Source organism: Neobacillus sp. KR4-4 (assembly GCF_042136325.1).
GTDB lineage: Bacteria > Bacillota > Bacilli > Bacillales > Cytobacillaceae > Neobacillus.
On record NZ_JBHHJU010000006.1, the window covers coordinates 1 to 19,229 of the forward strand.

Consider the following 19,229-nt stretch of genomic DNA (forward strand, 5'->3'; position numbering starts at 1 on the left):
TCGCCCTTGTTAAAGGAACCTCAAACCATTGGTGTGTTTGTCAAGAGCGATTGCGGGTACCTCCACTACAAAAAAGAGAGAAGAAAAAAACTTCAGGTCACTTTTTCATAGAAGTTTTGACACTACCCTAGACAATTTGCATTTAGTATGAGCAATCCCCCGATCCTTTATCCAAACAAAAAGGAACAGTATTGGGTTAACTGTTCCTTGGAGTGTGCTCTTGATTTTGCAATTGTTTTTCTAATTCTTTTGCCTTTTTAGCCTCGCGTTTGGAGACTAAAATGATGACGCGCATCGTTAGTAAGGCTCCAATTAAGAAAATCGCAAAAGTGATTGCAGCAGGTATATATTCCGATTTATCTTCCGGAAAGTATAAAAACAATGATAGTACCGATGGATGAAACATTTTTCTTCTCCCTTTCTCTAAAGGAACTGCTCTAATAATTTATTATAGCAACAAAAAACCTTTCATACCACCTTCTTAATCTACGGTTCATCGTTACTCTGCTAACACCTTGATTTTCTTAATGATCACATCTTTCTCAGGTTTATCTTGAGCACCAACAGGAGTGTTAGCAATTTTATCCACGATATCCATTCCTTCAACTACTTGGCCAAAAACCGTATGACGATGATCAAGCCACGGTGTACCACCGTTTTTATCATAGGCTTCAATAATCTCTTTTGGATAGCCTGCTTTTTCCATTTGGTCCTTCATGGCAGAATCCAGTGACGAGCTTTGCACAATAAAGAACTGACTTCCGTTTGTGTTGCTGCCTGAATTAGCCATTGATAAAGCACCGCGGAGATTATAAAGATTTTTCGAGAATTCATCTTCAAAAGGCTGTCCGTAAATACTCTCCCCGCCAGTACCGTTACCATTCGGATCACCGCCCTGGATCATGAAATCTTTAATAACCCTATGAAAAATAAGTCCATCATAGTAACCTTCTTTACCATGTTTTACAAAGTTTTCAACTGCTTTCGGAGCATACTTAGGAAACAATTTAATTTTTATATTTCCCATTGACGTCTCCATTTCAACGAGTTGTTCATTATCAAGCACCTCTGTTGAAAGCTGAGGATAGACGGCATTTGACACAGTTTGGTCCCCTTCCTTCTGTTCCGTTTTTGGCGCGGTCTTTTTGGTGGTTGCTTCTTCTTTCTTTGTGCTTGTCCCACAAGCAGCCAAAACTAGAACAATTGTAAATAATGTTAATAAGAAATGCAGATTCTTCCTCATATATCATTCCTCCAATTTTTGACTTTAACCGAAATAAAATTATTTCACACATTGTTTTAAATTTACTATGATTCATATTAAAATAAAAGAGAAAAGTGGAAGGGGTGTTTTTTTTGTCGGAATTACAAATTGGTAAGATTGTTACAGCCATTTATAAGACTGGAAAATATATTGGAGAAATAACAGAGGTACGTCCACAGCATTATTTAGTACGAGTTCTTGCTGTGCTTAAACATCCCATGCAAGGAGATTTACATAACCCTAAAGATGCAGATGTACTTATTTTTCACGAGAGAAAAGCACTCAGCTTTCGGGAGCAGGCGAATATCCCCCTCAAAATGGTAAAGCCCTTTGAGAATGAGATTCCAGATTATAGAGAGTCGTTAAAAGAATCGCTAGCCAAAATGAAACAGGAATTAACAGAAACTAATTCAGAATGGGCTGAAATGAGTCTGAGAGCCTTGGAATCGCTTGAAAAGGATTATAAAATATAGGCTGTGTTAAAGCTCAATGTTAATTTTTGCACCCTGTTGATTGGAGTGGAAGGCGCGAAGACTCCTGCGGGAGGACGGGGCAGGGGAGACCCCACAGGCGCGCAGCGACGAGGAGGCTCCCCGGACCGCCCGCGAACCGCACGCGCCTGGAGCGGAAATCAACAGGCAAATTAACAGAGCATATAAAAACGCTAAAGGCCAAATCAGTTTGAATGATTTGGCCTTTTATGCGAATTCATTTAATAACTTTGAAAAATCAATCCGATCCCCAATCGTGGTTGGCTCTGGTTTTTCTAAATAACGTTTATCCTTTTCAACGAGTTTGAATATATTAAAGGTAGTCAGCGCATCATCCAGTGCACGATGATGTTTGCCTGTTCCTTCTTTCCCGTATTCCTGAACTGCCTTCCAAAGTCCTGTTTGATTTTGATCACCAAAGAATCGTTTATATTCCATGGAAAGATCCAACTCCACTGCGTTTAGCGGAAACGCAATCCCTGCCTTTAAACAATTATGACGAAGGACCTTCATATCCATATTTCCCCAAGTAACAATGGTTGTTTCATAATTATTCTTGTTGAACTCCTCCAATTTTTTAACAAGTTCAAAAATAGATAAACCCTTGTCTACCTGTTGCTGAGAAATATGTAAAAAGGATTTACAGCGTTCAGTTAGTTTTGGAAATTTAAGTGGAGTAACAAAGGATGAGAACTGTTCTGTTACTTGATCATCTACGACTGCAACAATTCCAACTTCGATAATTTCCGCATAAAAATCCTTCATGCGAACATTCCGTTCAGGCATTGTAAACTCAAAATCGATAAATAAATGTTGCCGCCTTGCCCGCATCAATTTCACCACCTTTACGTTTACTCTTACTACATTATATAAAGAAACATGTACAAAAAATTGTGCTTTTTTTCTATTTTTTCTTATATTATAACACGAAACTAATGTTAATTTTTTAAATTTTTAATCAATAATAATCCTAATAATCCATTCTTCTATAAACATATATTTTCGCGATTATTTTTTTAGCTTAATGACTGCCATCGTACATCTTGATACACAAATCATGCGGCCTTCTTCATCTGTAATTTTAATATCCCATACTTGAGTGGATCTCCCTTGATATAGGACAGTTGCAGTCGCTGTAACCACACCTTCCGTTTTCGGACGAACATGATTTGCATTAATCTCTAGACCCGCAACACCCTCCGTTTCTTTATCTGCCAATTCATATGCTCCTATACTGGCAACCGTTTCCGCCAAAGCAACAGATGCACCACCGTGCAGTAATCCAAATGGCTGACGAGTTCGCTCATCTACAGGCATTGTCGCCATAACCCTTCCTTTTTCAACTAGGGTAATCTCAATTCCTAAAGATTGCAGCAATGTATTTTCAATCATATTATTTCCTCCTATATGTAAACAGTTTTCATCTATATAAACTATTCGCTTTATTAACTAATTTTCCTTTTTTACATAAAAAAACAGCCCAAGAGCTGTTTTTTCATTTTAGTAATAATACGGGGCACCGAAGCCGGGATAAAAAGCCCCAGGAAAGCCTCCTGGCGGTGGAAATGGGGGTGGGGGCGGCGGATAAAATCCTGGATATCCGTAAAATGGCCGGCTAATTAACGCACCCCCTAATAAGCCTCCTAAAAAGCCTCCAAGTAATGGCAAACCGAAGCCAATAAATCTGTGGTCTTGGACCTGATGAGGGTTTCGATAATAAGGGTACATACAGCAAACCTCCTTCTTCTATACTTGCCTACACTATTTCATATGCGAATGGAAGGGGTTTTGAGTGGGCAAAAACAAAAGGCGGAAGCGCCAGGTTAGCGGCGTTTGCACTGGTGCGCTCCAATAGCACAAAAAAGCCTCCAAGATGTCTCGGAGACTTTTTCAAATCATTATTTCTCGATGGGTTCAAACCGTTCTACAAATAAGGCAAGTGTCCGGGTCATCACTCCGGTTGCACCGGCAGGTCCTAAATCATGGGATTTTGCGGTGGTAGCTGTCCCCGCGATATCTAAGTGCACCCATGGTGTTCCTTCGGCAAATTCACCAATAAAAGCCCCAGCAACCAACGCATGGCCTTCACTGCCAGGGGAATTATTTAAATCGGCGACTTTACTGTTTCTTACCCGTTCAATCTCCGTTTCAAACAATGGCAGCTGCCACATTTGCTCGCCTGCTTCGAGGGAAGCTCCCAATACTTGATCATATAATGGATCATGATTAGTCATGGCCCCCGTCGTATGAAGACCAAGTGCGGTAATTACTCCTCCTGTTAAAGTTGCGACATCTACAAGATAGTCTGCACCATGCTGTTTTGCATAGGTTACCGCATCTGCTAAAACTAGCCGTCCTTCCGCATCTGTATTTAAAACCTCGATGGTCTTACCGCTCATCGATGTAATCACGTCATCAGGCTTGAAGGCATTGCCGCTAATCATATTATCCGTAGAAGGAATAACCGCGACCACATTTTGCTCAGGCTGAATCTCACCGATGATTTCCATTGCACCAAGGACTGCTGCTGCTCCGCCCATATCAGTTTTCATCCCCACGATCCCTGATTTCGTTTTAATGGAATACCCTCCCGTATCGAAGGTTATGCCTTTTCCAATTAAGCCGATCACATCTTTCCATTCATCTTTCCCTTGATATTTAAGGACAATCATTTTAGGAGGCTCTGTTGAACCCTGATTCACGGCAAGGAATGCTCCCATTCCAAGCTTCTCTATTTCAGCTTTATCCAGGATTTCCACCTCAAAAGCATATTTACGTGCAAGTTCCCGTGCATAATTAGCCATATCTGTTGCCGTTAACATATTGCCAGGGATGTTAACGAGTGTTCGTGCCGAATTCGTTCCTTTACCAAACACATGTCCTACTGTTAACGAGGCCTGCACTTCATCCTCATCAAGGCTCTCACAATAAATCGTTAGATGAGCCAGCTTTCTCTCCGGTTCGTTCGATTTTTGCTTGTATCCTTCAAATTGATAAGTTGAGAGAGCAAATGCTTCGCTCAGCGCATGGGCAGCGTCCAAACCATCAACTTGTTCAGTTGTAAAGGAATCTAAATAAAAGGCTGCTTCTTCAAGTTTATTTGCCTTCACTTCCTTAAAGAGACTGCCGAAAGCAGATTTTAGTTTATCAAAGGTAAATTCCTTTTCCTTCCCCAGGCCAACAAACCAAATACGTTTTGAGCCGATTTTCCCTAAACTATGTACTTTATTGATTCTTTTAAACTTTGCTGAAATGTCACTTGATTTTATGAGCTCTCTTAATTGGCCATTGAATGCATCATCGAGCAATGCTAAAACTCCTGTGAATTTTTCAGGTTTATCAAAGAGTCCAATGACTAAACCTTCGTGCTCTGTTGTTAATTCTAGTTCTTTTTTAACATTAAACAAATTACTTCACCTCCAAATTATTCGTGTTTAATTATAGCGAATTACCCTATTTATTTCGAGCAACTAATTATTATAAAAATAGGCTCTGGTAAAGTTGCCTGTTTCCTTCCGCTCCAATCAACATTTAACACTGCCTAAAAGTAAAAAACAGGCCAGCAGCCTGCTTCTATCTCTTCTCAGAACTAATATACTGCCCGCGGAAGACTTGCATCGATTTATCTTCATTTAATGATTTAAGTGTTTGCTCTGTTAGTTTTCCATTCCCTTTTTGGACCACATAAATATCGAGCTTCTTTTTGCCCCACTTATTATAAACATCCTCAACCGTTTCATAATAAAGGTCTAGCTCATTCCCTTTGATAGCCCCGCCTTTATCGGCAACAACGCCATATCCATAGCCAGGGATAAAGAGGATCGTTCCAATGGGAAATACATTAAGGTCTGCTGCAATCGTAGAAAACAAATCACGTTTTACTTTTACACCGGAGTAAGTTATCCCATATTCAGGATGGCCAACACTTTTTCCTGTTGATTCTACTCCTGCTGTATATCCAGTGGCAGTAACTGTTTGTTTTGGATATTTTGACCAATCAATTTCATTTTCCAAGGACCTTTGGGTTCCTGAAACAGGTTCAGTCGACGCAAGAACAGACGCAAATTGGTTTAAAAACATTTGTGCATTTACTCCAGAGATTGATTGGAAGGTCGCAAAGACTGCCATTAAGAAGAGACAAACCATGGCCAAACGCCTACTCCAATGTATCATTTTATTCATCAAAATTTTCACTCCTCCCAAAATATTCATTCCCAAGTTAAAGGAAAATATTCAAAAAAGGACAAGTGAAATTTTGCATGTGTGATTGCAAATCATAAAAAAGACTCTTTCCAGGGGGAAAAGTCCGTCTTCTCCCCTTGGTAAGAGTCTTAAAACATTTGGTATCCATTTTTTCGTAAAAGTTTGATCGTGAAACCTGCCGCTATCGCACCAGCTAGTCCACTTATTAAAATGAGAATATCAGCAGTGGCTAATGAAGTAAACCTGTGGCCCAATTCATTAAATGCCATTTTACTATTTGTAAAATATTCACTAAAACTCACTTTATCTACAATAAAAATGGCCACAATAGGATAAACTACAGCCATAACCCATGACATACGAAGCAGCATATTGAGAATAAACCCAATTCCAAAAAATAAAACAAAGAAAAGTAAAATCGATATGATTAAGACAACAATGCTCATTTGCATCCGAGATTCCCCCTTATACATCAACATTTAGTGTACTGAATGTCGAAAAAGGAGTCAATATAAACGAATGCATTTCTTTTATTTACAAGAAAAAAGCTCCTCGAATAAGTCGAAGAAGCACTTCAATGATACGATAAACTTTATTCTTTTTTCTTGCCAGTTCCTTCGCAGCAGCTGCAGGTTTCCGATCCCCCTAGAACTAATTGAAAATAGCCCTTCCCTGCACAATAATCACACGCTTTTGAATCCACGATTTTTACTGTCATTTCTAAATCATCTCCTTAATAATTAACTTAATTTTCTGATAATATATCAAGGATTTTCTAAAAAAGAAAGGACGAAAATCTGGCAAATTCAATCGAGAAAGCGGATACATGTCAAGTTTTCTTACAATTACTTATCGTTACTTAAATTTTCTAAAAATTACAAAAATATTTTATAAGCTGTATATCCAAACTGATCTCCTGGGTTTAAATCACCAATCGCTTGTTTCAAAAAGGTAATATCATTTCTAATTAAATATTGGAGTATGACAGAAGCATCTTTTTCATGGAATAATTCTTCTATCCCCATGAATCTCGCTTCATAAAGTTCGTTATCCTGATGACTAACCACCTGGTCACTCACCGGTTCAAGTAAAAAATGGAGCAAATTATCACTAATTTCTCCGTTAATCACACCCGTTCTTAGACCAATTAGTCCCTTTACCCGGCATTGGATTCCAGTTTCCTCCAATACTTCTCTAATCACTGCCTCATCCGCTGTTTCACCCATTTCAACAAAGCCTGCGGGCAATGACCATTGGCCTTTTAATCCGCCATATCGTTTTTTTACGACGAGCCATTTCCCCTCATTTGACATTACAACCCCTGCAACAGCCAACCAAACCTTGCCTCTTTTTTCACGACTACTCACCGAACTCCCCCTTTCACGATTCATTATTTTAATCATATCAAAAAGGGACAGATTTCTCTGTCCCTTTTACTAAATTTTTTCTGTGATTGAATTTTTATAACAATCTAGCTGCAGCGCCAAGGCGCTCCGCTTTTCTATTTAAAATACGTTAAATTTTCCTTTTTTCAATACAAGACCAGCGCCGCCAATCATGTAAAGAGAGCGATTATCGACGACTTTTTTCATGAAGGACGCCTTTGCACCAGTTATTTTTTTACCAAAAACAACCCCGATTGCATCATCTTCACCAAGGGAACAAACAGTCCCTTTATTATCAAACGTGAAAGTTTCTAACTCAGATTTATTACGAACTAACGCAGCGATATTGCGTGCACAAACTTCCCCTTGCTGCATCGCAATCTGTGCAGTTGGTGGATATGGACGGTTGATCTCTTCATTAATCATCAATGAACTGTCACCGATCATGAAAACATCATCGAAACCAGGAACGCGAAGATCCGGCTGAACTTTGACCCGGCCTCTCATTGCTTCAAAGCCTGATTTTTCAACAATAGCATTCCCACGAATTCCTGCGGCCCACACTACAGTACCTGCCTTGATTTCACGTGGTTCCTCTTCACCCTTAGCAACAATGATGCCTTCTTCCGTACATTCCTTAATCGCTGTTCCGATTAAGAATTCAACACCTTTTCGTTCTAATTGTGACACGGCATAATTCACTAGTTCCGGATCAAACCCTGGGAGTACTGTTGGAGCAGCCTCTACACAGATAATTTTCACTTTATGTGAATCCACATCATACTCATGACATAATTCAGGGATTCTATTTGTTAATTCCCCAAGGAATTCAATTCCCGTAAAGCCAGCGCCACCGACAACAATAGTCAAACGATTGTCACTTTTCTCTTCTTCCATATTGTATGTGGCAAATTGGTATTCAATATGTTCACGCAATTGACGAGAAGAGTTTACATTTGAAATTCCAAAAGCATATTCTTTTAATCCTTTGATCCCAAATGTTTCTGGTTCACCACCAAGGGCGATAACAAGGTAGTCATAGTTGACTTCCCCTTTTTCCAAAATAACCTTCTTGTCTTCTTTGTTAATTTCTACGACAGTATCTTGAACAAAATCCACTTTACTGCGGTCGATTACATCACGGATATCATACCGGACGCGGTCATGATGCAATGTGCCTGCAGACGCCTCATGCAGCCATGTGGTTTCATAATGATAGTCATTTTTATTTACTAAAACAATGTCCGCTTCATTCACGCCGATTAACTTCTGTAAGCGAACTGTTGTCATTAGTCCACCGTAACCAGCACCGAGAATAACAATTTTAGGCTTTCTCAAAGTGATCACTTCCACCCTTTATTTTTTAGATAATCCCTTTTTTCTTAGTTTCCACTGCTTTGACCATTTTTATTTTGTATAATAAAAAAATGTATGTGATATAATTCACGAATAAAGTTAAAAAAAATCAATTTCCCGAAGATGTATAGGTCAAGCAAGGTAATTGCTAAGAATGCTATATTTTACTACTTGACATAAAATCGTGCTATTTATGTCACAAAAAATTAACAATCTATCCTCAATTCATCTTATGCTACTTTCACCCGATTATCAAGCGATTTTTATAAATTTTTATCTTAAGTTTTGAGGAAAATTGAATATGATATATGTTGAGAAAAGTATTTTAAAAATTGTCTCAGTTGTGAATATTCCCACATAAGAATGTGAGAATATTTCGTTTTATGATATATTATAATGAGGGAGTTTGTTACTACAGGTTGGGGGGATACGGAGTGGAAGAAAATCAAAAAGTTTACGACATTACCATTATTGGCGGAGGTCCTACCGGTTTATTTACTGCTTTTTATGGAGGCATGAGACAAACTTCAGTGAAAATTATCGAGAGCTTGCCACAACTAGGCGGCCAATTGTCTGCGCTTTATCCGGAAAAATATATTTATGATGTAGCTGGTTTTCCAAAAATCCGTGCACAAGAGTTAATAAATAATCTGAAAGAACAAATGAAGAAATTCCAACCTACGGTTGCACTAGAGCAATCGGTTGAAAAGCTAGAGAAGCAAGAAGATGGTACATTTAAATTAACAACGAACAAAGAAATCCATTATTCTAAAACGATTATTATTACAGCCGGAAATGGCGCCTTCCAACCACGTCGTTTAGAACTCGAAAGTGCTGCTCAATATGAGCGGAAAAATCTTTACTACTTTATTGAGGATTTAAATCAGTTTGCAGGTCAAAAAGTAGTTGTTTTTGGCGGCGGTGATTCTGCAGTCGACTGGGCCTTAATGCTTGAGCCGATCGCTGAGGAAGTTTCAATTGTCCATCGCAGAGATAAATTCCGTGCCCACGAGCATAGTGTAGAAAACTTATATAATTCAAAAGTAAATGTGAAAACACCCTATGTTCCTGCAGAATTAGTTGGGGATGAAAGTGGAATTAAACAGGTTGTTCTTGAAACCGTTAATGGGAAAGAGAAGGTTACAGTAGATGTCGATGCTGTCATTTGTAACTATGGTTTTGTTTCTTCACTTGGACCAATTAAGGAATGGGGCTTAGACATCCAAAAGAATTCGATTGTCGTTAATTCAAAAATGGAAACCAACATCCCTGGAATTTATGCAGCTGGAGACATTTGTACCTATGAAGGAAAAGTGAAATTAATTGCCTGTGGCTTTGGTGAAGCACCTACGGCTGTTAACAATGCAAAGGCCTTCATTGATCCAAAGGCAAAAATTCAACCAATACACAGTTCTTCGATGTTCAATAAATAAGAAAAAGCGTCCCTTTGTAAGGACGCTTTTTCTTATTTACCTTAGCATTCTTCCGGAGTACCAGTAGCAGTAGCTGTTCTAAACGATGACCCACATCCGCATGATGCGATTGCATTCGGATTGTCAATAGTAAAGCCGCCGCCCATCATTGATTCTTTATAATCAATCTTGGTTCCTTGTAAAATCGCTGCACTCTCTTTATCGACTATGATTTGAATTCCATGTTGTTCAAGTTTCAAATCATCTTCATTTACTGTATGTTCAAAGCCCATCCCATAGGATAAACCGCTGCATCCACCACCTTTTACGCTAACGCGTAGCAAAGCGCCTTCTTCTTCGTTATGCTTCATCATTTCTTTAATATGGAGCGATGCCGCTTCTGTTAAAATAACCACATTATTACTCAATATGATACCCTCCCTTAATGAGGCTTTTAATTTATTATATACACGTATTGTTAACTACTCAAATTATACGATTCCTTCGTACTATCATATGAAATATATATAAATAGGGAGCGGCGACGCTCCCTATTTTAAAACATTGGATTCTCTTCCAAATATTGATAAATATTATCGACCAATTCGTCAGGTGTTTTTCCTGTGACTACTTCCCCATTTACGAGAGCATATAACGAAGTCGCACATTTACCGCAATATCCAAGACATCCATATTCAATAATATCCAAATTGGGATCTTTTTCTAATTTCTCTAGTGCCTTTTGTGCACCATTCGCAAGATTGCTTATACAAAATTCGATGATGGGTTGAATCATTGCTTTCACCTCTCCACAACTAATTATCCTACTCCATTTCATCCACTCCGTCAAATACCATGTATACTATAACGATGTCAAGAAAATCATGAAAATTGTTGTTATTTTGTCATAATTCCGCTATACTCGTATGTGTTAAAGGAACGGATTTATTATTCTACTATTTTTTTTTGACATTTTAGGCAATTTTAAATATGAAACGGGCTATTCAAAGGGGTAATAAAAATGAAAAACCTTGTAATTCTTGGTGGCGGTTACGGCGGAATGAAGATTCTAAATGAACTTCTCCCTAACCATTTACCAGAGGACGTGACCATTACACTAGTGGACCGTGTACCTTACCACTGTTTAAAAACGGAGTATTACGCATTAGCGGCAGGAACAATTTCTGACAAAGAAGTAAGAGTTGCTTTTCCGGAGCACCCACGATTAGAAGTAGTTTATGGTGAAGTAATCGGAATTCAAACAACTGAAAAAAAGATTACATTAAAGGATGCGGAGCCTCTCGACTATGATGACCTCATCATTGGTCTGGGCTGTGAGGACAAGTATCATGATGTTCCGGGAGCTGATCAGTTTACTTACAGTATCCAGTCTATTGAAAAATCTCGACTTACCTACTCTGTCTTAAATAATCTGGGACCGGGCTCAGTTGTTGGTATCGTAGGCGCTGGTCTTAGCGGCGTGGAATTAGCAAGTGAATTAAGCGAAAGTCGTGAAGACCTAAACATCAAATTATTTGATCGGGGAAAACATATTCTCTCTGCATTCCCTGAACGTTTAAGCAAATATGTTGAAAATTGGTTTGTAAAAAACAATGTCGAAATTATTAATAACTCGAATATTACCAAAGTGGAAGAAAATGTATTATACAATCACGACCAGGCGATCCATTGTGATGTAATCGTATGGACCGCGGGAATTCAAGCCAATAAAATTGTCCGCGCTATGGACGGGGAAAAAGATGGAATGGGAAGACTAGTTATAAGCCCGCTTCACCACCTGCCCACTGATGAACATGTTTTTATTCTTGGTGATTGCGCAAGTCTTCCCCATGCTCCTAGTGCTCAATTAGCGGAAGGTCAGGCGGAACAAATTGTTGAAGTATTAAAGAGACGTTGGAAAGGTGAAGAACCTCCAACATCATTCCCACAAATAAAATTAAAAGGGATCCTTGGTTCCCTTGGGAAAAAGCACGGATTTGGGATGATGGCAGACCGCGCCATTACTGGACGTGTCGCCCGCTTGCTTAAATCCGGGATTCTGTGGATGTATAAGTTTCATAACGGGTAATATAAAAAGCTCCAGCGCCATGAACAGGGGGCGCTGGAGCTTGATTCAAAGAAGAAGCATTCCGTTTTGGTGGAATGCTTCTTCCAATTATATAGCTGTATATCCGTGTTTCTCTAGTTCAGAAAAAATGGTTTTTAAACGCGGGTTCCCTTCTCCAACGATTTTGTCTTTGATGACAACCACTGGATAAAACATATCCTCTTCGACCACTTTTTCTGCAAACGCGATTTTTTCACTCTCCCCAGTGGGCTGATAGATATCCACATAGGTCATTTTAAACGGTTGGTCTGGAAATTTTCTCGCTATCGCTGCCTCCAGCCATTCAAACGTTTCTTTGGAAGATGGTAAATTGACACAACTCGGGCACAACTGCTCTGCACCGTAAACAACAATTTCTACTTCTGTACTATTCATCTACTCATTCCCGCCTTTTTATTTCAGGTTAACTCATTTTTGCGATATAACCAAGAAAATGACTATAAATGTGTGTTTTCCTAATTTCTGATAATGGATTTTTCACGATGATGACATTATAATATAAGTATAGGAAGGGAGTCGATTAATTTGGCAGAACAAGAAATCTTTGAACAAGTTCAAGAAGTATTAGATAAATTACGTCCATTTCTTCTTCGCGACGGCGGAGATTGTGAATTAGTAGATGTTGAAGAAGGCATTGTCAAACTTCGCCTGTTAGGTGCATGCGGCAGCTGCCCAAGCTCAACCATCACACTGAAAGCTGGTATTGAAAGAGCTCTTTTAGAAGAAGTACCAGGAATTGTGGAAGTAGAACAGGTATTTTAATAATCAAAAAAGTGATTGCCATCCATAGGCAATCACTTTTTTAATGAAAACATGTTTTAGTAAAGCCATTCCAATAAAGGCAGGTTTAAACGCTTAATTGGAGCGTCAGTAAGTTGATAAAAACCCGCCAAAAATTGTTCATATTCTCCGGACTGGCGTAAAATTCTCATTAACTTTTCTTCTAATACCTTTTTGTCCTGTTCGGATGTGGTAATATAATAACTCTCTATACATTCAAAGTAATGGAGCGGGAAAATTAACCGGGAATACAATAATCGCCAGGAAAATGGCGACAAAGGTGCAATACTTTGATACTCTTCAAAAAAGCGCTTTAATTCCACGTCATAGGTTTGGGAATTATGAAGATATCTTTCCCTTGTCCATTCACCGATGTCCCGGCTGCGATGGTCAAATACCCAGTCAAACGGATTTTTGATCATATAATTATTGTGCGGCCCCCAAGTCTTTTGCGTAAACCGTTCATGACAAACCGTTCCGCTATCCGTTTCAAGCGGTTCATCATCAATCTCGGTATCCACTAGATATTGAATAGCGTTTTCCGTTAACCCCAAATAATAGGGGAAGGAATCAATAAACATCCGCTGAAATTCATCTTCAGGTGTTTGAAAAAGAAGACCATTCCACACCTTTTCCATCTGCTCGAGCCGTTTTTCCCATAAGGTCTTCCATTGTCCGATCCTGCTCGACCTCTCTATTTGAAAGGGGACTCTCCTGCCGCGCTCATGGAATTTTGCCAATTTCCTGCCCAATTTAACTTTTTTCTGTTCTTTCAGTTGTCGATTTGCAAGGACACAATATTTATTTTTTTCCCATTCTGTAATTAAATGCCCTTCTTTAGACGGTAAAATGGCGGGAACATTTTGATCACCATAATTGCGTAAATGCTCCGCGATTTTCTCAAGTTCGGCAATATCTTCTTCTTCCTTGCCCGCTGGTTTAGAGATTAAGTAGAGCCAGCCATTTCCTCTTAACGCATCAAACCGATCCAGTTTTACATATTCCTCGACCGTAATGCCATATTGATTTTCCAGCATTTTTTGAAGCATTTATAGTCCACCTCATTTCTTTCCCTTTTCTTACTTCATATATATGTTTTAGCTTAAGAAAACTTGTTCCTGAATAGCTTAGAAAAATGAAGGAGAATATAAGGTTTTAACCATGCTTTTTTTTAAGTTTCTTTTGCATAAGTTAGAATAATACAGTATATATATAGTGAAAATCCATAGAAAAGGTGATCAGAGGAATGGCAGACGACAAAAACGTAAATCTAACCGAAGTAACTGCACGTAGATGGCTGAATGACAGAGGCGTCAAAGTACAGGATATCGCTGATTTAGTTTTCTTTTTGCAGGAAAAATATCATGAGAACTTGAAAATGGAAGACTGTTTAGCAAATGTGGAACGCGTTCTTGCCAAACGTGAGGTTCAAAACGCAATTTTAACAGGAATACAGCTGGATGTCCTTGCTGAAAAAGGAATGCTTGAGGAGCCTCTCCAATCAATAATTGGAACAGATGAAAGTCTTTATGGTGTCGATGAAATTCTTGCCTTTTCGATTGTAAATGTATATGGTTCAATTGGTTTTACCAATTACGGATATATCGATAAATTAAAACCTGGAATATTAGCGCATTTAAATGATAAATCAACAGGCGAATGCCATACTTTTTTAGATGATATCGTCGGGGCTATTGCAGCTGCCGCATCGAGCCGACTCGCACACCGGGCTGCTAGGGCTGAGAGTGAAAAGAAATAAGCAGAAAAAGGATGGGGCTTCCCATCCTTTTTAAATCTTCCATTGATCTAAGGAATCAACGGTGTAGGTTGGCATCCGGTCGTAGCCGGAAAGCAGTTCTTTGGTCGTTACTCCTGTATGTACTAGTAATGTATCTATCCCGGCATTCATGCCTGCTAAAATATCTGTATCATAATAATCTCCGACCATCAATGTCTCTTCTTTCGGCGTTCCCAGTACCTTTAAAGCCTGTTCCATGATGATTGCTTCTGGTTTGCCAATAAAAATCGGTTTGGTTTGTGTAGAAACAGTAATAACAGATGTTAGTGAACCATTCCCTGGAACCAAGCCTCTTTCTGTAGGGATGGCGATATCTCCATTAGTGGAAATGAACGTTGCGCCATTGCGGACCGCCAAACAGGCAACCGTCAATTTTTCATAACTGATCTCCCGGTCGATTCCTACCACGACGAACTCAGCATCTTCTCCGGCAAATCGGAACCCCTTTTCTTCTATTGCTGTCCGTAACCCCTCTTCCCCAATCACGTAAATGCGGGCATCATTCTTTCGTTCATAAATATAATTGGCCGTCGCTTGGCTTGTTGTGAACACTTGCTTTTCTTCCGCCGGGATGTCAAACTGGGTCAGCTTTGCAGCAACCTGTGCAGGTGTCCTTGAGGAATTGTTTGTAACAAAAAGATAGGGTATCTGTTGATCCCGGAGTTTCTTGACAAAGTCAGATGCAGCTTCAATCCGTTCTGATCCCTTATACATTGTTCCATCTAAATCAATTAAATAACCTTTGTAATTTTTCATATGTTACACTCCCAAAAGTTTTTTCCATATAGAACAAAAAAGACCGCGCAACGGTCTTAATATATTATTATTTTTTAAACGCTGAAACCGGTCCTAACTCGGTGACAAGATATTCGCGAACATTGGCCGCAAAATTCACCAACTCATGTAAATGCTTTGTAAACGTCACTTGAAGTTCTTGATGATTGACATCTGTATAAGATTGGACAAGAATTTTCCGGTATTGAATCAGCACTTTCAAACTATTTCCCGTTTCAGATGATATCACTTTTTCATCCATTAAAATATCAATGATGTCATCGTAACTGCCTGGGTCACGCATAATAAACCCATCAATCATTGCATTTCCGACGTCCAAAACAGACTCGATCATCATATGGTTTACACGCTCTAGCGCTGCCTTTTCAAGTGGGTTGGACCACTCTTTTTGACTTAGGAACAGTTGAATTTGCATTTCTAAAAATTTCAGTATCTCTTCAATTTTTTCTTGATCAACAAAATACATATGAGCACCTTCTCCATTTTTCTAAGTTGTTATCTTTGCAAGCGCAGACAGTCTGACATAGAACTTTCGAGAGTTCAAATTTATTGTAACATAATTTGACAGCCTTCGCGTTTTGAATCGTAAAAACTTATAAAAAATGGTGTAAAAATCTTTACTCCCCTTGATTGGTTTTATTTGTTACTATATAGAAGACGTCTAAAAATATCTAGTTTATTAAAGGAGACCATTAAATGAAAGAACGCTTTTTCTTATACGATGATACAGAAGATACAAAAACAAGATTTGTCAGCTTCGTTGGTGAACATCAACGCTTTGATTTAGCGATTGTTCAAAGTGACCGTCATTATGGAAAGCATCTTGTTCTTGATATGCAGGGAAGCCGTTTTGCGATTATCGGCTTAGACGATTTACAAGAGGAAGGGTATTTAGAATTCGCTTTTCAATTAAAAGAGGAAGATGCGGAAGAATTAAGATCCTTTTTAATGGAATTAGTGTAAGGTTGGTCATGAATTATGCTCCCTTTGAAAATAATAGTGCTAAAGGGGGCGTAAGCATGACAGAACATAAAGAAGAAAAGTATACGGATTTATCCAATGTTGAAAAACAAAGGAACTTTCTTACAGCAGAAGAATTCCCAGAAGGTCCTTTTGGGTCTGCCATTCGTCAAGACGAACCAGTTGAGAACAAAAGCACACCATGGGAAGAAGGGCAACGGACTTACAGTGCCTTTAATTATGAAAATAAATCCCTTCATCAAAATCTTCCTCGGCAAATGGACGGGGCCCATCCAACCCATGATGACCCCGAAGCAGATCAACAGCCGCCGTATAGTGAATCCACATAGAAAAAGCGGAAGCGCTGTTGCTGGACAGTTTTCTAAGTTCAAAACCTAAACATAAAGAAGGGCCAGAAAGTTCAGCCCTTCTTTTATTTTTTCACTTTTTTCAAGACAAAATAGGCACAGCCAAAATTACAGTATTCATACAGATATTCACTTAGTGTGCTAATTTTTGTATCGAATGTAGCTTTTGGGTTTTGGTCATCGAAAAACCCCTTTAATCGGAGTTGTCCATACCCCCAATCACCCACTACATAATCATATCTTGTTAAAATATCACTAAATCTCGCTTTAAGGGCTTCTTCATTAAATCCGTTTCGGTGTTCTTGGACGATTTCATAAACGGTGTTGTTCATTATTATCAAGATATTTCACCTCTTTTACCAGCTAATTCCTACTACCCATTATAACCGATTCCCCATCAATTACTAAGAAAAAAAATCACCTTATTGGCTATTCTAAGAAAAGGAGGTGTTTACATTGAAAAAATTAGTCATCATCTTGGGATTATGCACGGTAACGGCCCTAACAGGCTGTACTAAGGATATGAGCAACCGAGATGTCTATGAAGAAAGCGGTAATACCATTAATGTCAACAATAAAAGGCATGACCTTTACAATGAAGGTGCAAGCCGTGGAATCCGTAATGTTAGTAATAACTACGGTTTTGTCCGTCATCAAAAAAGTCCACTAATGAACGATAATACGGCTAATGACCATTATTCTGCATTAGATCGTGAACAGGCAGCCAATATTATTAGTAAATTAAGTGCCGATATTCCCAATGTACATGATGTATCCACACTTGTCACTGACCAGGAAGTGTTAATTGCTTATACTACCGATTCAAAAGATCGCAATTTAACTGCCGATCAAGTGAAAAAAACAGCGATGTCCGTCGTTCCAAGGTATTACCATGTCTACGTTACTGACAATAAAGTGTTAAGGAGAGACGTAGAAAATTTGGCTAATGTTGATTCCACAAGCCGAAATGCCCGGAATCTGGTCAATGGGCTAATCACACAGATGAAAAAATCACCACAAGGACAGCGGATAAATGCAAGTGAGGACGAAAATGGCCGAACCGCTGATGATAAATAGAAAAGCAGATGCGCCTTGTTCAGGACAGATTGGCTTTTGCTCCTGAGCCCTAGGTGCTGAAGCTGACATCAAAACAAAGAGTTCAGTCAACTTGACTGAACTCTTTGTTTTAGGCTTCTTGAGCTTTTTCTTCCCCAAGCATTTGCTTGTGTTTTGCTGCTGCGTTCACTTGCTCATCAGCATGATAGGAGGACCGGACTAGCGGGCCAGCTTCACAATGACTAAAGCCTTTACTTAATGCAATTTGCTGTAATTCTTTAAATTCATCTGGGCTATAATATTTTTCAACTTTAAGATGACTTTTGGTCGGCTGTAGATATTGACCAATGGTCATAATATCGACGTGATTTGCTCTTAAATCATCCATCACTTCAAGAATTTCTTCCTTTGTCTCTCCTAGTCCAACCATTAGACTCGATTTTGTTGGAATATTTGGCTGCATTTCTTTGGCACGACGAAGGAATTCAAGGGAACGATCGTATTTCGCCCTGGCTCTTACTCTAGGGGTCATTCGTTTAACCGTTTCGATGTTATGATTTAAGATATCAGGTTTTGCGTCCATTAACAGACGTAAATTTTCTTCTTTCCCACCCATGTCAGACGGAAGAACTTCAATGCTTGTAAATGGATTTTTGCGGCGAATAGCGCGGACTGTTTCAGCAAAAACAGCTGCCCCTCCATCCCTAAGATCATCGCGGGCTACGGCGGTGACTACGACATGTTTTAAGTTCATCAATTGAACGGAGTCTGCCACTCTTTCTGGTTCTTGCCAATCCAACTCGGTTGGCAAACCAGTTTTAACGGCACAGAAACGGCATGCACGTGTGCATGTATCACCAAGAATCATGAAGGTTGCCGTACGTCTTTCTGCCCAGCATTCATGAATATTAGGGCAGCGGGCTTCTTCACAAACTGTGTGAAGATTTTTTTCACGCATCATTTTCTTTAAGCCCGTATAAGACTCATTTGTGTTTAATTTTATTTTTAACCAATCCGGTTTTCGTAAAATCTCTTCTTTCTTACTCATTAATGAATACACCCCTTGAAGCTAGAAATAGATCCTCCTTGTCACTTTAACATACGGAAAAAATAACGACAAGCATATCGGATAATATTAACTTGATGAACCGCTTTCATCAGCCCCTAAAAAGTTTACCATTTATTAACCATTATGAAATGGTTTAGAAAACATAAACTAACCTTGTACATTAA

The 19,229-nt window shown here is 39.0% G+C and carries 28 protein-coding genes; 9 read left to right on the forward strand and 19 right to left on the reverse strand.

Annotated elements, in window-relative coordinates:
* Nucleotides 1–196 precede the first annotated feature (196 nt).
* Together ACE198_RS08060 and ACE198_RS08065 are read right to left on the reverse strand one after the other, a co-directional pair.
* Nucleotides 197–406, reverse strand: a complete 210-nt coding sequence (locus tag ACE198_RS08060) for a hypothetical protein (protein ID WP_098572776.1) — start codon at nucleotides 404–406, stop codon at nucleotides 197–199.
* Between the two features lie 93 nt (nucleotides 407–499).
* Nucleotides 500–1,243 (reverse strand): peptidylprolyl isomerase, encoded by a 744-nt coding sequence (locus tag ACE198_RS08065; protein WP_098572775.1) that lies wholly within the window; start codon nucleotides 1,241–1,243, stop codon nucleotides 500–502.
* Between the two features lie 113 nt (nucleotides 1,244–1,356).
* Here ACE198_RS08065 and kapB point away from each other — a divergent pair, with 113 nt between their 5' ends.
* The gene (kapB, locus tag ACE198_RS08070; RefSeq protein ID WP_098572774.1) at nucleotides 1,357–1,737 is read left to right on the forward strand and encodes a kinase-associated lipoprotein KapB; all 381 of its coding nucleotides are present in this window, start codon (nucleotides 1,357–1,359) and stop codon (nucleotides 1,735–1,737) included.
* A 3-nt stretch (nucleotides 1,738–1,740) separates the two neighbouring features.
* Nucleotides 1,741–1,911 carry a hypothetical protein gene (locus tag ACE198_RS08075; RefSeq protein ID WP_375375179.1) on the forward strand — a complete coding sequence of 57 codons (171 nt, stop codon included), beginning with the start codon at nucleotides 1,741–1,743 and terminating at the stop codon, nucleotides 1,909–1,911.
* A 51-nt stretch (nucleotides 1,912–1,962) separates the two neighbouring features.
* On the opposite strand, the gene kapD is transcribed toward ACE198_RS08075, so the two are convergent.
* The 9 genes from kapD to ACE198_RS08120 form a co-directional block, all read right to left on the reverse strand.
* Nucleotides 1,963–2,586 carry a 3'-5' exonuclease KapD gene (kapD, locus tag ACE198_RS08080; protein WP_098572773.1) on the reverse strand — a complete coding sequence of 208 codons (624 nt, stop codon included), beginning with the start codon at nucleotides 2,584–2,586 and terminating at the stop codon, nucleotides 1,963–1,965.
* A gap of 177 nt (nucleotides 2,587–2,763) precedes the next feature.
* Nucleotides 2,764–3,147: a hotdog fold thioesterase gene (locus tag ACE198_RS08085; RefSeq protein WP_251457933.1), complete on the reverse strand. Its 384-nt coding sequence runs from the start codon at nucleotides 3,145–3,147 to the stop codon at nucleotides 2,764–2,766.
* A 108-nt stretch (nucleotides 3,148–3,255) separates the two neighbouring features.
* The gene (locus ACE198_RS08090; RefSeq protein WP_098572771.1) at nucleotides 3,256–3,483 is read right to left on the reverse strand and encodes a hypothetical protein; all 228 of its coding nucleotides are present in this window, start codon (nucleotides 3,481–3,483) and stop codon (nucleotides 3,256–3,258) included.
* A 170-nt stretch (nucleotides 3,484–3,653) separates the two neighbouring features.
* On the reverse strand, nucleotides 3,654–5,162 hold the full coding sequence (locus tag ACE198_RS08095; RefSeq protein WP_375375180.1) for a leucyl aminopeptidase: 1,509 nt from the start codon (nucleotides 5,160–5,162) through the stop codon (nucleotides 3,654–3,656).
* Nucleotides 5,163–5,328: 166 nt separating this feature from the next.
* The gene (locus tag ACE198_RS08100) at nucleotides 5,329–5,937 is read right to left on the reverse strand and encodes a 3D domain-containing protein (RefSeq protein WP_098572769.1); all 609 of its coding nucleotides are present in this window, start codon (nucleotides 5,935–5,937) and stop codon (nucleotides 5,329–5,331) included.
* Between the two features lie 149 nt (nucleotides 5,938–6,086).
* Nucleotides 6,087–6,410 (reverse strand): YuiB family protein, encoded by a 324-nt coding sequence (locus ACE198_RS08105; protein WP_098572768.1) that lies wholly within the window; start codon nucleotides 6,408–6,410, stop codon nucleotides 6,087–6,089.
* A 140-nt stretch (nucleotides 6,411–6,550) separates the two neighbouring features.
* Nucleotides 6,551–6,676, reverse strand: coding sequence for a YuiA family protein (locus ACE198_RS08110; protein ID WP_180230041.1), 126 nt, complete (start codon nucleotides 6,674–6,676; stop codon nucleotides 6,551–6,553).
* 157 nt (nucleotides 6,677–6,833) lie between these two features.
* Nucleotides 6,834–7,271: an NUDIX domain-containing protein gene (locus ACE198_RS08115; protein ID WP_375375297.1), complete on the reverse strand. Its 438-nt coding sequence runs from the start codon at nucleotides 7,269–7,271 to the stop codon at nucleotides 6,834–6,836.
* Between the two features lie 192 nt (nucleotides 7,272–7,463).
* Entirely contained in the window at nucleotides 7,464–8,681 is a 1,218-nt protein-coding gene (locus tag ACE198_RS08120) for an NAD(P)/FAD-dependent oxidoreductase (RefSeq protein WP_375375181.1), read from the reverse strand.
* A 452-nt stretch (nucleotides 8,682–9,133) separates the two neighbouring features.
* Between ACE198_RS08120 and ACE198_RS08125 the strand changes: the two genes are divergently transcribed.
* The gene (locus ACE198_RS08125; protein WP_375375182.1) at nucleotides 9,134–10,132 is read left to right on the forward strand and encodes an NAD(P)/FAD-dependent oxidoreductase; all 999 of its coding nucleotides are present in this window, start codon (nucleotides 9,134–9,136) and stop codon (nucleotides 10,130–10,132) included.
* Between the two features lie 41 nt (nucleotides 10,133–10,173).
* Here the strand turns inward: ACE198_RS08125 and erpA are convergent, their stop codons facing one another.
* The gene (erpA, locus tag ACE198_RS08130) at nucleotides 10,174–10,539 is read right to left on the reverse strand and encodes an iron-sulfur cluster insertion protein ErpA (RefSeq protein WP_375375183.1); all 366 of its coding nucleotides are present in this window, start codon (nucleotides 10,537–10,539) and stop codon (nucleotides 10,174–10,176) included.
* 128 nt (nucleotides 10,540–10,667) lie between these two features.
* Entirely contained in the window at nucleotides 10,668–10,907 is a 240-nt protein-coding gene (locus tag ACE198_RS08135) for a YuzB family protein (RefSeq protein WP_098572395.1), read from the reverse strand.
* 225 nt (nucleotides 10,908–11,132) lie between these two features.
* Between ACE198_RS08135 and ACE198_RS08140 the strand changes: the two genes are divergently transcribed.
* A complete protein-coding gene (locus ACE198_RS08140; RefSeq protein ID WP_375375184.1) occupies nucleotides 11,133–12,200 on the forward strand; it encodes an NAD(P)/FAD-dependent oxidoreductase in 1,068 nt (355 codons plus the stop codon).
* Between the two features lie 87 nt (nucleotides 12,201–12,287).
* On the opposite strand, the gene ACE198_RS08145 is transcribed toward ACE198_RS08140, so the two are convergent.
* Nucleotides 12,288–12,614, reverse strand: coding sequence for a YuzD family protein (locus tag ACE198_RS08145; RefSeq protein ID WP_098572393.1), 327 nt, complete (start codon nucleotides 12,612–12,614; stop codon nucleotides 12,288–12,290).
* Nucleotides 12,615–12,737: 123 nt separating this feature from the next.
* Here ACE198_RS08145 and ACE198_RS08150 point away from each other — a divergent pair, with 123 nt between their 5' ends.
* The gene (locus ACE198_RS08150; protein ID WP_231507843.1) at nucleotides 12,738–13,001 is read left to right on the forward strand and encodes a NifU family protein; all 264 of its coding nucleotides are present in this window, start codon (nucleotides 12,738–12,740) and stop codon (nucleotides 12,999–13,001) included.
* 56 nt (nucleotides 13,002–13,057) lie between these two features.
* Here the strand turns inward: ACE198_RS08150 and yutH are convergent, their stop codons facing one another.
* Nucleotides 13,058–14,068, reverse strand: a complete 1,011-nt coding sequence (yutH, locus tag ACE198_RS08155; RefSeq protein WP_098572392.1) for a spore coat putative kinase YutH — start codon at nucleotides 14,066–14,068, stop codon at nucleotides 13,058–13,060.
* Nucleotides 14,069–14,265: 197 nt separating this feature from the next.
* Between yutH and ACE198_RS08160 the strand changes: the two genes are divergently transcribed.
* Nucleotides 14,266–14,778, forward strand: a complete 513-nt coding sequence (locus ACE198_RS08160; protein ID WP_098572391.1) for a phosphatidylglycerophosphatase A family protein — start codon at nucleotides 14,266–14,268, stop codon at nucleotides 14,776–14,778.
* 30 nt (nucleotides 14,779–14,808) lie between these two features.
* Here ACE198_RS08160 and ACE198_RS08165 read toward each other — a convergent pair whose 3' ends face one another.
* Together ACE198_RS08165 and ACE198_RS08170 are read right to left on the reverse strand one after the other, a co-directional pair.
* Nucleotides 14,809–15,573, reverse strand: a complete 765-nt coding sequence (locus ACE198_RS08165) for a TIGR01457 family HAD-type hydrolase (RefSeq protein WP_375375185.1) — start codon at nucleotides 15,571–15,573, stop codon at nucleotides 14,809–14,811.
* A 67-nt stretch (nucleotides 15,574–15,640) separates the two neighbouring features.
* Nucleotides 15,641–16,078, reverse strand: coding sequence for a DUF86 domain-containing protein (locus ACE198_RS08170; protein WP_375375186.1), 438 nt, complete (start codon nucleotides 16,076–16,078; stop codon nucleotides 15,641–15,643).
* 230 nt (nucleotides 16,079–16,308) lie between these two features.
* Here ACE198_RS08170 and ACE198_RS08175 point away from each other — a divergent pair, with 230 nt between their 5' ends.
* Entirely contained in the window at nucleotides 16,309–16,575 is a 267-nt protein-coding gene (locus ACE198_RS08175) for a DUF3055 domain-containing protein (RefSeq protein WP_375375187.1), read from the forward strand.
* 56 nt (nucleotides 16,576–16,631) lie between these two features.
* Nucleotides 16,632–16,922, forward strand: a complete 291-nt coding sequence (locus ACE198_RS08180) for a cytosolic protein (protein WP_375375188.1) — start codon at nucleotides 16,632–16,634, stop codon at nucleotides 16,920–16,922.
* 83 nt (nucleotides 16,923–17,005) lie between these two features.
* Here the strand turns inward: ACE198_RS08180 and ACE198_RS08185 are convergent, their stop codons facing one another.
* Complete coding sequence (locus ACE198_RS08185) at nucleotides 17,006–17,272, reverse strand: YutD family protein (RefSeq protein WP_373561672.1); 267 nt, start codon at nucleotides 17,270–17,272, stop codon at nucleotides 17,006–17,008.
* 124 nt (nucleotides 17,273–17,396) lie between these two features.
* On the opposite strand from ACE198_RS08185, the gene ACE198_RS08190 reads away from it, so the two are divergent.
* Nucleotides 17,397–18,017, forward strand: coding sequence for a YhcN/YlaJ family sporulation lipoprotein (locus tag ACE198_RS08190; protein WP_098572385.1), 621 nt, complete (start codon nucleotides 17,397–17,399; stop codon nucleotides 18,015–18,017).
* A 109-nt stretch (nucleotides 18,018–18,126) separates the two neighbouring features.
* Here ACE198_RS08190 and lipA read toward each other — a convergent pair whose 3' ends face one another.
* Nucleotides 18,127–19,044: a lipoyl synthase gene (gene lipA / locus ACE198_RS08195; protein WP_251457958.1), complete on the reverse strand. Its 918-nt coding sequence runs from the start codon at nucleotides 19,042–19,044 to the stop codon at nucleotides 18,127–18,129.
* Nucleotides 19,045–19,229: the final 185 nt, after the last annotated feature.

Excerpts from the sequence above, each read along its gene's own strand:
- ACE198_RS08060 (WP_098572776.1), bottom strand. The coding sequence starts at position 406 with ATGTTTCATCCATCGGTACTATCATTGTTTTTATACTTTCCGGAAGAT.
- ACE198_RS08065 (WP_098572775.1), bottom strand. The coding sequence starts at position 1,243 with ATGAGGAAGAATCTGCATTTCTTATTAACATTATTTACAATTGTTCTA.
- kapD (WP_098572773.1), bottom strand. The coding sequence starts at position 2,586 with ATGCGGGCAAGGCGGCAACATTTATTTATCGATTTTGAGTTTACAATG.
- ACE198_RS08085 (WP_251457933.1), bottom strand. The coding sequence starts at position 3,147 with ATGATTGAAAATACATTGCTGCAATCTTTAGGAATTGAGATTACCCTA.
- ACE198_RS08090 (WP_098572771.1), bottom strand. The coding sequence starts at position 3,483 with ATGTACCCTTATTATCGAAACCCTCATCAGGTCCAAGACCACAGATTT.
- ACE198_RS08100 (WP_098572769.1), bottom strand. The coding sequence starts at position 5,937 with ATGAATAAAATGATACATTGGAGTAGGCGTTTGGCCATGGTTTGTCTC.
- ACE198_RS08105 (WP_098572768.1), bottom strand. The coding sequence starts at position 6,410 with ATGCAAATGAGCATTGTTGTCTTAATCATATCGATTTTACTTTTCTTT.
- ACE198_RS08110 (WP_180230041.1), bottom strand. The coding sequence starts at position 6,676 with ATGACAGTAAAAATCGTGGATTCAAAAGCGTGTGATTATTGTGCAGGG.
- ACE198_RS08115 (WP_375375297.1), bottom strand. The coding sequence starts at position 7,271 with ATGTCAAATGAGGGGAAATGGCTCGTCGTAAAAAAACGATATGGCGGA.
- ACE198_RS08135 (WP_098572395.1), bottom strand. The coding sequence starts at position 10,907 with ATGATTCAACCCATCATCGAATTTTGTATAAGCAATCTTGCGAATGGT.
- ACE198_RS08140 (WP_375375184.1), top strand. The coding sequence starts at position 11,133 with ATGAAAAACCTTGTAATTCTTGGTGGCGGTTACGGCGGAATGAAGATT.
- ACE198_RS08145 (WP_098572393.1), bottom strand. The coding sequence starts at position 12,614 with ATGAATAGTACAGAAGTAGAAATTGTTGTTTACGGTGCAGAGCAGTTG.
- yutH (WP_098572392.1), bottom strand. The coding sequence starts at position 14,068 with ATGCTTCAAAAAATGCTGGAAAATCAATATGGCATTACGGTCGAGGAA.
- ACE198_RS08160 (WP_098572391.1), top strand. The coding sequence starts at position 14,266 with ATGGCAGACGACAAAAACGTAAATCTAACCGAAGTAACTGCACGTAGA.
- ACE198_RS08165 (WP_375375185.1), bottom strand. The coding sequence starts at position 15,573 with ATGAAAAATTACAAAGGTTATTTAATTGATTTAGATGGAACAATGTAT.
- ACE198_RS08170 (WP_375375186.1), bottom strand. The coding sequence starts at position 16,078 with ATGTATTTTGTTGATCAAGAAAAAATTGAAGAGATACTGAAATTTTTA.
- ACE198_RS08175 (WP_375375187.1), top strand. The coding sequence starts at position 16,309 with ATGAAAGAACGCTTTTTCTTATACGATGATACAGAAGATACAAAAACA.
- ACE198_RS08180 (WP_375375188.1), top strand. The coding sequence starts at position 16,632 with ATGACAGAACATAAAGAAGAAAAGTATACGGATTTATCCAATGTTGAA.
- ACE198_RS08185 (WP_373561672.1), bottom strand. The coding sequence starts at position 17,272 with ATGAACAACACCGTTTATGAAATCGTCCAAGAACACCGAAACGGATTT.
- lipA (WP_251457958.1), bottom strand. The coding sequence starts at position 19,044 with ATGAGTAAGAAAGAAGAGATTTTACGAAAACCGGATTGGTTAAAAATA.